This is a genomic window from Methylocella tundrae (genome assembly GCF_901905185.1).
Lineage (GTDB): Bacteria > Pseudomonadota > Alphaproteobacteria > Rhizobiales > Beijerinckiaceae > Methylocapsa > Methylocapsa tundrae.
This window is the reverse complement of sequence record NZ_CABFMQ020000109.1, coordinates 79,697-92,850: the sequence shown is the minus strand read 5'-3', so window position 1 is coordinate 92,850 and position 13,154 is coordinate 79,697. Positions and strand designations below refer to the sequence as shown.

The window sequence follows — 13,154 nt, the reverse complement described above, 5'->3', positions numbered from 1 at the left end:
GGGGACCGCCGGCATCGATTGGGGCCGGAGCTCCCCGCCGGCCTATCCTCGATCGAACGGCAGGTTTCCTGGCTTGCGGATCGGCGTCGCATGCCGCCTTCCCAAGGGTTTTAAGGCCCCCAGTGGCGTCCCGGCATGCGACTACCCGCTTACAGTTGCGGGGGCAGCTGTGGATTGGCGTTCTTCCGAACGCGGCGCCACATTCCCATTTACCCCTCGTATAGAGGGACCGTTACAGGCCAGACACTAGACGGAATGGGCGCTATGTCAATCGGAAGCCCCAGCCTCACTTGAAGCAGTCGTCGACCGTCTTTTCCCAGTCGACCGGCTTCGCCTCGTGGTCGCTCGGCCGCTCGCGGCCCAATGCGCCGTCCGAGCGCGCCCGCAAATAGGTGTAAATGGGGTTGAGATAGCACATGACGTTCTTGTTTTCCCCGAACGAGGGCATCACCAGATCCTGCGCCGCGGTGACGTCACGCTTGCCGCCGATGATCGTTCCGAGCACCTGCTGGGTCGAGAGCGACTTCAAAGAATCGACGAGAGAGGGCGCATAGGAGGAGCCGAGGGCGTCCGGACCGTGGCACTGGAGGCAGTTGGCGCCGTACATGCGGTAACCGATGAAGGTGTACCAGTCGACTTTGCCGTCCTTGCCGATCTTGTAGGTCGGGTTGCCGTCCTTATCAAAATATTGCCCGTCCGTCGAACTGACGGGCGCTGGGTCACCGGCTCCATCAGAGCGAGCCGCGCTCGCGGCGACGACAAAACCGCCGGCGAGCAGGCAGCGAAGCAGAGCCGTTATCTTCATCCTTGATCCTCCCATCGCCCGCAGCGGGCTTCGTTTTTTGACCGGCCGACGGCATAAGTCGAAACATCGACGTCGGCCAAGCACGATTGTGTGACGAGAAAAAGCAAACTTGCCAAGCTGCAATAAGGTCGCAACCCGCGCCCGCGATTTTTAATGTATGAATCACGAAAAGGCGGCCGTTTTGTCTGCGGTCATCGTCGCCTTTGCAACAGGCTTTGACGGGACGGCTGCGTTGAGCGAATTATCGGATGAGGCGAAAGCCTTGCGCCACCGTGAAAAAATGCAAAAGCGCAAGGCCGTTCAGGACGCCGAGGTCGCCGGCAAAGCCATCACCGGAAAAGGACTCCTGATCGTCCACACCGGCGCCGGCAAGGGCAAGTCGACGGCGGCCTTCGGACTTTTGCTGCGCGCGCTCGGCCATGGCTGGCGGTGCGGCGTCGTGCAATTCATCAAGGGAGCCTGGGAGACTGGCGAGCGCGACATGTTCCGCCGCTTTCCCGATCTCGTCGCCTGGCATTCGATGGGGGAGGGGTTTACCTGGGAGACCCAGGATCGCGCGCGCGACGTGGCCGCGGCCGAAGCGGCCTGGGCGAAAGCGCTGGACCTCATGGCCGATCCCGCGATCAAGCTGATCGTGCTCGATGAGCTGAACATTGCGCTGCGCTATGATTACCTGCCGCTCGCGATGGTCGTCGCGGAGCTTAGCGGCCGCAGACCCGACCTCCATGTCATCGTCACGGGCCGCAACGCCAAGGCGGAGCTCATTGCGGCCGCCGATCTCGTCACCGAAATGAGTTTGGTCAAGCATCATTTCTCGGCTGGCGTCAAAGCGCAGCAGGGCATCGAGTTTTGATGCGGCGCGCAAAAGTCCTGATGCTGCAGGGCACCGGGTCCGACGTCGGCAAATCGCTGATCGTCGCCGGTCTCTGCCGCGCTTATCGCAACCGCGGCCTCAAAGTCCTGCCTTTCAAGCCGCAGAACATGTCGAACAATGCCGCCGTCACCGCGGACGGAGGCGAGATTGGGCGCGCTCAGGCGCTGCAGGCGCTGGCTTGCGGCGCCGTGGCGAGCGTCGACATGAACCCGGTGCTGCTCAAGCCGCAAAGCAACATTGGCGCGCAGGTGGTGCTGCGCGGGCGCGTCGTTGGGACCGCCGCGGCGCGTGAGTATCAGGACTGGAAGCCGAAGCTGCTGGCCCCCGTTCTCGAAAGCTTCGAGCGCCTTGCGCAAAAGTGCGATCTCGTCATCGTGGAAGGCGCGGGAAGCGCCTCGGAGATCAATCTGCGCAAGAATGACATCGCCAATATGGGATTTTCACGCGCCGCTGACGCGCCTGTGATTTTGATGGGAGATATCGACCGTGGCGGCGTCATCGCCCAGATCGTCGGGACCAAGGCGGTGATCGATCCCGCCGACGCGAGGATGATCAAAGGCTTTCTCGTCAACAAATTTCGCGGCGATCCGGCGCTTTTTTCGGACGGCATGGCGCTGATCGAGCAAATGACCGGTTGGCCGAATCTGGGGCTTATTCCATTTTGCCCTGACGCGGCTCGCCTGCCGGCCGAGGACGCTCTTGGCCTGGCCGGGAAGCGGCGTTCGGGGACCGGAAAAATCCTCGTCGCCGTTCCGCTCCTGCCGGGGATTTCCAATTTCGACGATCTCGATCCTTTGGAGCTCGAGAGCGATCTTTCGCTCATCATGGTCCGCTCCGGCGAGCCTTTGCCGGCGGAAGCAACGCTCGTTCTTCTGCCGGGCTCCAAAACGACGATCGCGGATCTTTCGGCTTTCCGGCGCGAGGGCTGGGACATTGACCTTGCCGCCCATGTGCGGCGCGGCGGCCATGTCATCGGCCTCTGCGGCGGATATCAGATGCTGGGCCAACGCCTTAGCGACCATCAAGGCCTGGAGGGCGCGCCCGGCGAGACGGCGGGGCTTGGTCTGCTCGATATCGCCACAGAACTCGCGGCCGAAAAGGTTTTGGCTCCCGTGCGGGGCAGGGAGGCGGCCGACGGCGCGCCATTCAAGGGCTATGAGATGCATCTTGGCCGCACCGAGGGTGCTGGCTGCGATCGGCCGATGGTTATTTTCGACGACGGCCGCCGCGATGGCGCCGTCTCCGCCGACGGCCGCATCAGCGGCTGCTACGTGCATGGATTGTTCAGCGAGCCGGCGCAGCGCAGCGCGCTGCTGGCGCGCCTCGGCGGCTCTGGCTCGGGCCTATCTTACGAGGCGTCGGTCGAAAGCGCGCTCGACGCCATCGCCCGGCATCTTGAGACCCACATGGACCTCGACCTGCTGCTTACCCTCGCACAATAAGAAGCAGTGCGGCGAGCGCCAGCGCGCCCCAGTGGACGAGGCAGGCGCGTCGATAAAGGGCGAGCGCGCGAAAAATATCCCGGCTCGTCGCGGCGCTCTCGCCGCTGCCGATCCAGGCATCAGCGATTTCCTTGTCGCCATAGCGGCGCGGGCCGCCAAGTTTGAGGCCAAGCGCTCCGGCGAATGCCGCCTCCGGCCAGCCGGCGTTCGGGGAGGCGTGGCCGCGCCCGTCGCGCAAGGCCGTGCGCCATGCGACCCCCGCGCCAGCGCCTTTCAGGAACATGGCGGCGACGGCGATCCAGAGGACGGACAAGCGGGCGGGAAAGAAATTCACGACATCATCGAGTTTGGCGGCGGCGTAGCCGAAGGCGGCATGGCGCGGCGTCAGGTGGCCGATCATGCTGTCGGCTGTATTGATCGCCTTGTAGCAGACGCCGCCGGGGAGACCGCCAGCGGCCAGCCAGAACGCCGGCGCGACGATCCCGTCGGAAAAATTCTCGGCGAGGCTCTCGATCGCCGCCCGGGCGACGCCCGCCGCATCCAGAGCGCTGACGTTGCGCCCGACGATGGCGGCGACCGCGGCGCGGCCTGCCTCCAGCCCGCGATGCTCAAGCGCCAACGCCACGGCGCGGACATGAGAATGGAGGCTGCGTTGCGCAATCAGGCTCGAAGCGATAAGCGCAAGCAGGCAAAGCGCGATCGAATTCGGCAGGGCCAAGTGAACGATGAGGGAGCTGATGACGAACGCCGCGCCCCCGGCGGCGGCCAATATGAAGCCAAGCGCGGCCGCGCCGAGAATGCGCCGTTCCGCGAAAGACCGGTCCTCGCGATTGAGGCGCCGGTCGCAATACGAGATCAAAGCGCCGATCCAGCTGACCGGATGGCCGAGCGCCGCGTAAAGCGCGGGCGGGTAGCCAACCACGGCCTCGATCGCTACAGCAAGGACGGCCAGCTCAAAATGCGCGGTGAAACCCATGGGTCGAAGTCCGGCGGAATCGGTGAAGGCGGTAAGGCGTTAAACCATGATCGAGGACAGATTGACCGGCTTTCCGAGGAGGCGCCGCAATTGAGCGGCAACACGGAACGCGCGACTGACCTTATCCCCGGCCATGACGCTGGAAGGCAAGCTCATGGCGGCGATCTTTCGGCTGCGCGCCGGGCTTTTCCATACGCGCCTGAGCCTTGGCTTGATCTTTCGACCGGCGTCAATCCTTATTGCTATCCTTTCTCGCCGCCGTCCGCCGAAAGCTCGACGCGTCTGCCGGACGCGGCGGGGCTGGCCGCGCTCGAGGCCGCCGCCAGGACCGCCTATGGGGCCTCGCGTGACGCGGAGATTGTCGCGGCTCCGGGGACGCAGGCCATCATCAACTGGCTGCCGCATCTCTTTCCGGCGCGTCGCGTCGGCATCCTTGGCTTTACCTATTTCGAACATTTTTCCGCCTGGCGAGCCTCTGGCGCTGCGACGTCGATCGTCAATGATCTCGACGGGTTTGGCGACAAGGATGTCGGCGTCATCGTCAATCCAAATAATCCGGACGGCCGGCTCATTGCCCGCGACGACCTTCGCGGCTTGGCGGAAGGCTTTCGGGAGCGCGGCAAACTTCTCATCGTCGATGAAGCCTTCGCCGATTTTCTTGAACCCGGCGTCAGCCTTGCGCCAGACCTGCCGCGATCCGGCGCCATCGTTCTGCGATCCTTCGGCAAGACCTTTGGCTTGCCGGGGCTCCGGCTTGGCTTCGCCATCGCGCCGCGCGACATGGCTTTGAAGCTGCGTGCGGCGTTCGGGTGCTGGCCAATCTCAGGCGCAGCGATCGCGATCGGCGCGCAAGCCCTTGCCGATTCGCCGTGGTTCGCGGCGGCGCGCGAAAGGCTGAAGGGGGACGCCGCGGCGCTCGATGCGATTCTCAAAAGCGCGGGTTTTGAGCTTTATGGCGGGAGCCCGTTATTCCGTCTTGTGGCCGCGCCCGACGCCGGGCGGCGTTTCAAGGCGCTGGCCAGGGCCGGGATTTGGGTGCGGCGCTTCGACGCGCGTCCAGACTGGCTTCGTCTCGCGATACCGGGACGTGAGAACGATCGCGACCGCCTTCGACGCGCCCTTGGCGTTGAAGCGCCAAACGTCGTTGAGGCGATGTAATAGATTATACGAATTCTAAACTTGACTTGTTAGAGTGATTATAAAGTTTCATTCTCCTATTTCAAGATGTCATCGTTTTAGTCTAAGAGTCCTCGTCAATCGAGACGCGATAACCGCTTCGCGTTGCTGGCCTGTCCAGTTTCTGTGCGCTGAGGCGTCGCAAGGAGAAAAAATGAAGCTATTTGGCCCTGCTCTCGTCGCTCTCGCCCTGGCGTCTTTCGTCGCGGTTCCCGCCATCGCCAAGGAATATCCCATCGGTAAGCCGCAGGAGCAAGGCGGCATGGAGATCGGCGCCGTCTATCTGCAGCCGATCGAAATGGACCCGCCGGACATGATGCGTCCGGCCAAGGATTCGGACGTTCATCTTGAAGCCGACATCCACGCGGCGAAAGGCAACGTCAACGGATTTGCACAGGGCGACTGGATCCCCTACCTTGGGGTCGATTACGTTTTGACCAAGCTCGACGACAATCAGACCCTCAAGGGCAGCTTCATGCCGATGGTCGCCGCCGACGGCCCGCATTATGGCGATAACGTCAAACTATTCGGTCCCGGCAAGTATAGGCTCGCCCTGACGATCATTCCGCCGAATGAAAATCCGCATGCCCACTTCGGACGTCATGTCGATAAGGAGACCGGCGTCGCGCCCTGGTTCAAGCCCTTCACCGTCGAGTATGAGTTTACTTACGCGGGGCCCGGGAAGAAGGGCGCCTATTGACCGCCGGCAGGCCGCTCCCCTTATGTCAGCATTCGGCCTCAAGGCGCGCCGCGTCAGCATGGAAGGCAAAAGCTTGAAGAATGTTGCGACGCTTTGGCTTGTCTTGAGCCTTCTTTTGATCGGAGCGCCTCTCAGCGCCGACGAAGAGCCGACGTTTACGCTCGAGTTCCACGACGGCAAGGTCGCGCCCTTGCGCGTCGAGGTGCCCGCCAACACGCGCTTCAAGCTTGAACTGCGTAATACGGGCGATACGCCGGCGGAATTCGAAAGCGCTGAATTGCGCAAGGAAAAAGTGCTTGCGCCAAATTCGACGTCGATCCTCGTGTTCAGGACGCTGGACCCCGGCGAATATCAGTTTTTCGATGATTTTCACCCGGACGCGCCAAAGGCCGTTATCATTGCGAAATGAATAGCTCTTGTCTGGAACGGCCTCTGCCTCGCAATAAAGTGAGGCGCAGCGCGACCGGTCGCAGACATTTTGGAGAAAAGCATACGTTAAGCGAGGCGCTGGCGACGTCAGGCGTGAGAGCGGAGACCTGAATTCGATGGCTTATCTGGTTGCGAGAGAGACCGAGGCGGATCTCGCGGGGGGGCCGTCGGCGCAGGGGGGCGAGCCGCCGCGGCGCTCGCCGTTGTCGCGCGCGCTCGGCCATTTCGGCGATTGGCTGCGGCTCCATCAGAAACTGATCCGGCGCGTGCAGTGGGTCGTCGTCTTCGCTTATCTCTTGCTGGTCGCGGTTCCTGCATTCCTGCCTTTGCCGGAACGCACGGCGCATATCTGGACCAATCTCACGCTCTTCGCCCAATTCGCCTTCTGGGGCGTCTGGTGGCCTTTTGTGCTGCTCAGCATGGTGCTGGTCGGACGCACCTGGTGCGGCGTTTTCTGTCCGGAAGGGGCGCTGACGGAAATGGTCAGCCGTCACGGCCGAGGCCTTGCGGTGCCGCGCTGGGTCACCTGGAAATTCTGGCCTTTCGTCGCTTTCGTCTGCACCACGATTTACGGCCAGATGATCAGCGTCTATCAATATCCGAAGCCTGCTCTCCTGATCCTCGGTGGCTCGACGGCGGGCGCGATCGGCATTGGCTATCTTTACGGCCGCAACAAGCGCGTCTGGTGCCGTTATCTTTGCCCCGTGAATGGCGTCTTCGGCCTTTTGGCGAAGCTCGCGCCGGTTCATTTCAGGGTCGACGAAGAGGCCTGGTCGAGATCGCGGCATGCGCATAACGCAGGCGTCAGGCGGGTGAATTGCGCGCCGCTGGTGCCGCTCCGGTTGATGAAGGGCAATCACGATTGCCATATGTGCGGCCGCTGCAGCGGGTTCCGCGACGCCATCGAACTTGCGCCGCGTTCGCCAAATCAGGAGATCGTCGAGGTCGCGGGCGCGGCGCCCAAGCCCGTCGAGACGCTGCTCATCGTTTTCGGCCTGATGGGGGTCGCCGCTGGCGCGTTCCATTGGGGGGCGAGCCCCTGGTATGTCGAGATCAAGCAGGATCTGGCGACCTGGCTCATCGACAGCGGCGTCATGTGGCCTTTGCAGGCTTCGGCTCCGTGGTGGATTTTCACCAATTATCCGGACGTCAACGATCAGCTGACCCTTCTCGACGGCGCCGTTCTCATATTCTACATCGCCGCCACCGCCGTCGCCATTGGCGCCCTGGTTTCAGCCTGCCTGTACGGCGCGACGCGCAGTCTCGGCGCCTATGCCTCGGAGCGCTATCACCATCTCGCGCAAAGCCTCATTCCGATTGCGGCCTGCGGCGTCTTTCTGGGCCTTAGCATGACCACTGTTTCCCTGCTGCGGGCCGAAGGCGTCTCGTTCGCTTTCCTCAGCCTCTTGCGCGCCGGATTGCTGGGGGGCGCGGCGCTCTGGTCGATCGTTCTGGCATGGCGGATCGCCGGCCGCTGGACCAAAAGCCCTCTGCGCCGTTTCGCTGCGACAGCGGGCGCCGGGCTTGCCGCCTCGATCGGCGTCTTCAGCTGGGCGCTGCTTTTCTGGATCTGGTAGGGTTTTAGCGCCGCCGCGAGGTCAGTTGAGCGCCGGGAGGAGTTCGCGTGAGCATCCTGGGGACCTTTGAGCTAGGCAAGGGAAATTTTTATCCGGCGGCCGTCATCTTCATCGTGGGAGCCGCGGAACTCGGCAATTGGATCGGGCGGCGGTATCGTGGACCTTCATCGCAAGGCGCCGACATCGGCACGCTGACCGCCGCGGCTCTTGGTCTGCTCGCGCTGCTGCTGGCTTTCAGTTTCTCCATTGCTCTGTCGCGTTTTGACGCTCGCTGCAAAATGGTGCTGGAGGAGGCCAACGCCATCGGCAGCACGGCGAATTTCGCCCTCATGCTGCCGGAGGCGGCGCAAGGACCTGTCCTCGCCTTGCTGCGTGACTATGCCGCCGTTCGGGTGAGGCTCGGCGTTTCCGCCGACCGGTCGGATATGGAAAGAGAGATCGCTCAATCCCTCGACATTCAGGGGAAGCTGTGGCGGCAGGCCGTGGCCGTGAGCGCGGCGGCCCCGCAGTCGCTCCCGGTCGATCGCTTCGTCGCATCCTTGAACGAGATGAATAACATCCATGAAAAGCGCCTCACGGCGTTGCGCTATCCCGTCCCCGTCGCCGTGATGGCCATGCTGATCTGCGTCGCAATGGTGGCGATGGGGTTCACCGGCTATAATTCCGGCGTCGTCGGGGCGAAGAGGCGTGTGCCGGACCTCATCATGTCGCTCACGGTCGCGGTGCTGATCATGCTGGTTTTCGATCTCGACAGGCCGACTCACGGGCTCATCCGGGTGCCGGCGCAGCCGCTCATCGACGCGGCGCAAGGCATCAGCCGGTAGGCTCTCGGGTGGGGCTCAGCCTATGGGCGGCTTTTGCGCAACGCTGTCGATGATAGCGGGGAGCGCGGCCCATGCAGGAAAACGAAAGCCGGCGGCTTCGCAGCCGCAAGGCGCGCGGCGGCGTTTTCGGGCAGCCTATAGGGAGCGAGCATCCGTCCCGCCCGCGTCGACATGGCCTTTAGTGTCGAGCCCGGCCGGTCGATGATCGCGATCGGCACGAGAGCGACGAGATCGCGCCAGCGTTTCCAGCGGTGAAATCCGGCGAGATTGTCGGCGCCCATGATCCACACGAAATGAACGCCGGGGCAACGTCGTTTCAAATAAGCGACCGTCTCGAAACTGTAGGTCGTGTCGATCGCCGCCTCGACGCCTGTGACCTTGATCCGTGGGTGGCAGGCGAGCTTTTGCGCCGCAGCCATGCGCTGACCCAGAGGAGCGAGTTCCGTCTTATCCTTCAGCGGATTGCCGGGACTGACGAGCCACCAGACGCGATCGAGCCGCAATCGCCGCAGCGCCAGCAAGCTCGCCGCGCGATGCCCCTTATGTGGCGGATTGAAGCTCCCGCCGAACAGCCCGACGCGCAGCCCTTTATAGTGCGGCGGCAGCCTGACAAGTCCTGGATGTTCTTGTCCGCCCCTGTGCCCTTCGAGCGAAGCGACGTCTATTTGCCTGTAAAGCGCCTCAAGACGTGGCGGGCTGATCCTCACGGACGAATCTGCCCGCTGCCATGCACCCGATATTTGAACGAGGTCAGCTGTTCGAGCCCGACAGGACCTCGCGCATGCATCCGCCCTGTGGCGATGCCGATTTCGGCGCCGAAGCCGAATTCGCCGCCGTCGGCGAATTGCGTCGAGGCGTTATGGACGACGATGGCCGAATCGACCTCTTTGAGGAAACGCTCCGCGGTCGCCGCATTCTCGGTGATGACGCCGTCGGTATGATGCGAGCCATAAGTTTCGATGTGCGCGATCGCCTCGTCGATCCCCTCGACGACGCGCACGGCGATGATGGCGTCGAGATATTCCTTGCCCCAATCCTCCGGCCTCGCCGGCGTGACGCGGGGGGCGGCGGCGCAGGCCTCCGCGTCGCCGCGCACGGCGCAGCCGGCCTCGATCAGCATTTTGACAAGCGGGCCAAGATGCGTCGGCGCGCAGGCGCGATCAATGAGCAGCGCCTCCACCGCGCCGCAAACGCCGGTGCGGCGCATTTTCGCGTTGAGAATGATTCTGGACGCTTTCGCGAGATCGGCGTCGCGATCGACAAAAATATGCACGACCCCTTCAAGATGGGCGAAGACGGGCACGCGCGCTTCTTCTTGCACCCTGGCTACAAGGCTCTTGCCCCCGCGCGGCACGATCACGTCGATATTGCCGGAGAGCCCGGTCAGCATCGCGCCGACGGCGGCGCGATCAACGACGGGCACGAGCGTGATCGCCGCGGGGGGCATCCCGGCCTCGGTGAGCCCCGCGACGAGACAGGCGTGGATCGCCTGCGTCGAGCGCTGGCTCTCGGAGCCGCCGCGCAGAATCGCGGCGTTGCCGGCCTTGAGGCAGAGCGCGCCGGCGTCCGCGGTCACAGCGGGGCGGCTTTCATAAATAATGCCGATGACTCCGAGCGGGGTCGCGACCCGTTCGATCAACAGTCCGTTCGGACGTTCAAAGCGCGCGAGCACGCGTCCGACGGGATCGGGCAGGGCGGCGATCTCCTCGACGCCTTTCGCCATGGCTTCGATGCGGCCGGAATCGAGGTTCAGGCGATCAAGGAAAGAGCCGGAGACGCCTTTGGCCTTGGCTGCGGAAAAATCCTGCGCATTGGCCGCCATGATCGCTTCGGCATTGGCCCGGATCGCCGCGGCCGCTGCTCGCAGGGCGTGGTTTTTCGTCTCCGTCGACGCGAGAGAGAGCGTGTGGGCCGCTTGGCGCGCTTTGCGCCCCAGTCCAGCCATCAGCGTTTCCACGTCCTGGCCGCTGTTTTCGACGCGCTTCAAATTGTCCATCGCCGTTGCCCGAGTCTTTTGCGCTTGTTGGAAATCAGCCCAGCCGGTCGCCCGCCACCACCATGTCGTCGCGGTGGATCAGCGCCGCGCGGCCCGGCTCGCCGAGCAGCTCTTCAATATCGTGCGAGTTGCGGCCGGCGATCAGCACCGCTTCGCCGGCGTCATAGGCGACGAGGCCGCGCCCGATCTCGCCGCCCTGCACATTGCGCATCAGCACGCAGTCGCCGCGCGCGAAATTACCCTCGACGCGTGTGACGCCGGCCGGCAGCAGGCTCGCGCCCGACAGGATGGCGCGCTCGGCGCCGGCGTCAAGATGCAGCGCGCCGCGTGGCTCAAGCGAGCCGGCGATCCATTTTTTGCGCGCGGTGACGGGGCTGGAGCCTGTCAGGAACCAGGTGCATGGAGCCCCCTCGCTGATGCGGGCCACGGGATGTTTAACCCTCCCGTCGGCGATCAGCATATGTGCGCCTCCTGTCGTTGCGATTTTGGCCGCCTCGATCTTGGTGCGCATGCCGCCGCGCGACAAATGAGAAGCTGCGCCGCCGGCCATCGCTTCGATCTCCGCAGTCACGCGCGGCACAACCGGAATCAGCGCAGCGTCGGGGTTCTCATTGGGCGGCGCGGTGTAAAGCCCCTGAACGTCAGACAGCAGAATCAAAAGATCGGCGCTGGCCATGGTGGCGACGCGCGCGGCGAGGCGGTCATTGTCGCCATAGCGGATTTCGGATGTCGCCACCGTATCGTTTTCATTGATGACGGGCACGGCGCGAAGATCAAGCAGGCGCCCGATCGTCGCCCGCGCATTGAGATAGCGGCGGCGCTGTTCGGTATCGCCGAAGGTGACGAGAATTTGCCCCGCCGTGATGGAAAGATCGGCGAGCGTTTCGGCCCAAATCCTTGCCAGCGCGATCTGTCCGACGGCGGCGGCGGCCTGACTATCCTCGAGCTTGAGATTTCCGTCCGGCAGGCCGAGCACGGTTCGGCCCAGCGCGATCGACCCCGACGAGACGACGAGGACATCAGCGCCTTTGGCATGCAGCGCAGCTATATCCCGCGCCAGGGAGGCGAGCCATTCCCGTTTGACGCGGCCCTGAGCCCGGTCGACGAGAAGAGACGAGCCCACTTTGATCACGATCCTGCGGAATTGATCGAGCCGGGGCAGGGCGCTGGCGAAGCGTCTCGCGGCGGAGCTCTGACTCATGGCGCCCACTCGGCGGCGGGCGCCACCGCCGCCTCCTGTTGAGCGTCGGCCGCGTCGATCTCGGCCAGAACAGCACGCAAGGCCTCGCGCACGTTGACGTTGGTCGCGGCCGAAATTTTCAGCGGCGTGCGCTTGGCGGCGCGCTTCAGGCGCAGGGCCTGCTGCTTCAGGGTCTCGGCGTCGACGCTGTCGATCTTTGACAAAGCGACGATCTCGGGCTTGTCGGCAAGGCCCTCGCCATAAGCTTCGAGTTCGCGGCGGACGGTCTTGTAGGCTTTGCCGGCGTGCTCCGTATTGGCGTCGACGAGATGCAAAAGCACGCGGCAGCGCTCGACATGGCCAAGGAAGCGATCACCGAGGCCAACGCCGTCATGCGCGCCCTCGATCAGGCCGGGAATGTCGGCGAGGACGAACTCGCGCCCGTCGCAAGCGACGACGCCGAGTTGCGGATGGAGCGTCGTGAAGGGATAGTCGGCGATCTTCGGCCGCGCCGCGCTGACTATTGAAAGAAAGGTCGATTTGCCGGCGTTCGGCAGTCCGACGAGCCCGGCGTCGGCGATCAGCTTGAGGCGCAGCCAGATGGTGCGTTCTTCGCCCTCCTGGCCGGGATTGACGCGCCGCGGCGCCTGATTCGTCGCCGTCTTGAAATGCGCGTTGCCGAAGCCGCCATTGCCGCCGCGAGCGAGCGTGACGCGCTGGCCAATCTCGGTCAGATCGGCGATGAGCTGTTCGCCTTCCTCGTCGAAGATCTGCGTGCCGGCTGGCACCTTCAGAATAGCGTCGGCGCCTTTGCCGCCGGAGCGGTTCTGGCCCATGCCATGGGTCCCGGTCTTCGCCTTGAAATGCTGCTGGTAGCGGTAGTCGATCAGTGTGTTGAGGCCGCCGACGCATTCGACGATGACGTCGCCGCCGCGTCCGCCGTCACCGCCGTCGGGGCCGCCGAATTCGATGAATTTCTCGCGCCGGAACGACAGGCAGCCTGCGCCGCCGTTGCCCGAACGTATGTAAACTCTGGCCTGGTCGAGAAATTTCATCGCTGTATCGTCTATGGAGAACGAGGGATCATTTCAAGGAAAAGACGACGCCTTGCCGGCCTGCGCAGCAGCCTTGCAAAATGTCGGAGCATGAGCGGCCCCAGTTGACCGCTCACACCC

13 protein-coding genes and 1 riboswitch are annotated in these 13,154 nt (G+C 63.9%); of the genes, 7 read left to right on the top strand and 6 right to left on the bottom strand.

The genetic code is table 11. The features are described 5' to 3' along the window. Positions 1 to 41 precede the first annotated feature (41 nt). A riboswitch (cobalamin riboswitch) is annotated at positions 42 to 249 on the bottom strand. Between the two features lie 37 nt (positions 250 to 286). Then, complete coding sequence (locus MPC4_RS16720) at positions 287 to 805, bottom strand: c-type cytochrome, methanol metabolism-related (RefSeq protein WP_174513510.1); 519 nt, start codon at positions 803 to 805, stop codon at positions 287 to 289. Positions 806 to 1,037: 232 nt separating this feature from the next. Between MPC4_RS16720 and cobO the strand changes: the two genes are divergently transcribed. Both cobO and MPC4_RS16710 read left to right on the top strand, forming a co-directional pair. Continuing rightward, complete coding sequence (gene cobO, locus MPC4_RS16715) at positions 1,038 to 1,658, top strand: cob(I)yrinic acid a,c-diamide adenosyltransferase (protein WP_280514831.1); 621 nt, start codon at positions 1,038 to 1,040, stop codon at positions 1,656 to 1,658. Positions 1,659 to 1,678: 20 nt separating this feature from the next. Then, positions 1,679 to 3,121 (top strand): cobyric acid synthase, encoded by a 1,443-nt coding sequence (locus tag MPC4_RS16710; RefSeq protein WP_174513585.1) that lies wholly within the window; start codon positions 1,679 to 1,681, stop codon positions 3,119 to 3,121. Here the strand turns inward: MPC4_RS16710 and cbiB are convergent. Continuing rightward, positions 3,105 to 4,097 (bottom strand): adenosylcobinamide-phosphate synthase CbiB, encoded by a 993-nt coding sequence (gene cbiB, locus MPC4_RS16705; RefSeq protein WP_174513508.1) that lies wholly within the window; start codon positions 4,095 to 4,097, stop codon positions 3,105 to 3,107. The genes MPC4_RS16710 and cbiB overlap by 17 nt on opposite strands. A 90-nt stretch (positions 4,098 to 4,187) precedes the next feature. On the opposite strand from cbiB, the gene cobD reads away from it, so the two are divergent. The 5 genes from cobD (at position 4,188) to MPC4_RS16680 (ending at position 8,803) form a co-directional block, all read left to right on the top strand. After that, positions 4,188 to 5,255 carry a threonine-phosphate decarboxylase CobD gene (cobD, locus tag MPC4_RS16700; protein ID WP_244629070.1) on the top strand — a complete coding sequence of 356 codons (1,068 nt, stop codon included), beginning with the start codon at positions 4,188 to 4,190 and terminating at the stop codon, positions 5,253 to 5,255. A 172-nt stretch (positions 5,256 to 5,427) separates the two neighbouring features. After that, the gene (locus MPC4_RS16695) at positions 5,428 to 5,973 is read left to right on the top strand and encodes an iron transporter (RefSeq protein WP_174513506.1); all 546 of its coding nucleotides are present in this window, start codon (positions 5,428 to 5,430) and stop codon (positions 5,971 to 5,973) included. Positions 5,974 to 6,031: 58 nt separating this feature from the next. Then, positions 6,032 to 6,382, top strand: a complete 351-nt coding sequence (locus MPC4_RS16690) for a cupredoxin domain-containing protein (RefSeq protein WP_244605957.1) — start codon at positions 6,032 to 6,034, stop codon at positions 6,380 to 6,382. Positions 6,383 to 6,518: 136 nt separating this feature from the next. Continuing rightward, positions 6,519 to 7,979 (top strand): 4Fe-4S binding protein, encoded by a 1,461-nt coding sequence (locus tag MPC4_RS16685; RefSeq protein ID WP_174513504.1) that lies wholly within the window; start codon positions 6,519 to 6,521, stop codon positions 7,977 to 7,979. A 47-nt stretch (positions 7,980 to 8,026) separates the two neighbouring features. Continuing rightward, positions 8,027 to 8,803, top strand: coding sequence for a bestrophin-like domain (locus MPC4_RS16680; protein WP_174513503.1), 777 nt, complete (start codon positions 8,027 to 8,029; stop codon positions 8,801 to 8,803). A 20-nt stretch (positions 8,804 to 8,823) separates the two neighbouring features. Here MPC4_RS16680 and MPC4_RS16675 read toward each other — a convergent pair whose 3' ends face one another. The 4 genes from MPC4_RS16675 to obgE are packed head-to-tail and all read right to left on the bottom strand — an operon-like array spanning position 8,824 to position 13,034. Continuing rightward, positions 8,824 to 9,468 (bottom strand): nicotinate-nucleotide adenylyltransferase, encoded by a 645-nt coding sequence (locus tag MPC4_RS16675; RefSeq protein WP_174513584.1) that lies wholly within the window; start codon positions 9,466 to 9,468, stop codon positions 8,824 to 8,826. A gap of 38 nt (positions 9,469 to 9,506) precedes the next feature. Further along, complete coding sequence (locus MPC4_RS16670) at positions 9,507 to 10,799, bottom strand: glutamate-5-semialdehyde dehydrogenase (RefSeq protein ID WP_174513502.1); 1,293 nt, start codon at positions 10,797 to 10,799, stop codon at positions 9,507 to 9,509. 34 nt (positions 10,800 to 10,833) lie between these two features. Then, positions 10,834 to 12,000, bottom strand: coding sequence for a glutamate 5-kinase (gene proB, locus MPC4_RS16665; RefSeq protein ID WP_174513501.1), 1,167 nt, complete (start codon positions 11,998 to 12,000; stop codon positions 10,834 to 10,836). Next, complete coding sequence (gene obgE, locus MPC4_RS16660) at positions 11,997 to 13,034, bottom strand: GTPase ObgE (RefSeq protein WP_174513500.1); 1,038 nt, start codon at positions 13,032 to 13,034, stop codon at positions 11,997 to 11,999. Before obgE ends, proB begins: the two co-directional genes overlap by 4 nt. Positions 13,035 to 13,154: the final 120 nt, after the last annotated feature.

Excerpts from the sequence above, each read along its gene's own strand:
- MPC4_RS16685 (WP_174513504.1), top strand. The coding sequence starts at position 6,519 with ATGGCTTATCTGGTTGCGAGAGAGACCGAGGCGGATCTCGCGGGGGGG.
- cbiB (WP_174513508.1), bottom strand. The coding sequence starts at position 4,097 with ATGGGTTTCACCGCGCATTTTGAGCTGGCCGTCCTTGCTGTAGCGATC.
- MPC4_RS16720 (WP_174513510.1), bottom strand. The coding sequence starts at position 805 with ATGAAGATAACGGCTCTGCTTCGCTGCCTGCTCGCCGGCGGTTTTGTC.
- MPC4_RS16710 (WP_174513585.1), top strand. The coding sequence starts at position 1,679 with ATGCTGCAGGGCACCGGGTCCGACGTCGGCAAATCGCTGATCGTCGCC.
- MPC4_RS16670 (WP_174513502.1), bottom strand. The coding sequence starts at position 10,799 with ATGGACAATTTGAAGCGCGTCGAAAACAGCGGCCAGGACGTGGAAACG.
- MPC4_RS16690 (WP_244605957.1), top strand. The coding sequence starts at position 6,032 with ATGGAAGGCAAAAGCTTGAAGAATGTTGCGACGCTTTGGCTTGTCTTG.
- obgE (WP_174513500.1), bottom strand. The coding sequence starts at position 13,034 with ATGAAATTTCTCGACCAGGCCAGAGTTTACATACGTTCGGGCAACGGC.
- proB (WP_174513501.1), bottom strand. The coding sequence starts at position 12,000 with ATGAGTCAGAGCTCCGCCGCGAGACGCTTCGCCAGCGCCCTGCCCCGG.
- MPC4_RS16695 (WP_174513506.1), top strand. The coding sequence starts at position 5,428 with ATGAAGCTATTTGGCCCTGCTCTCGTCGCTCTCGCCCTGGCGTCTTTC.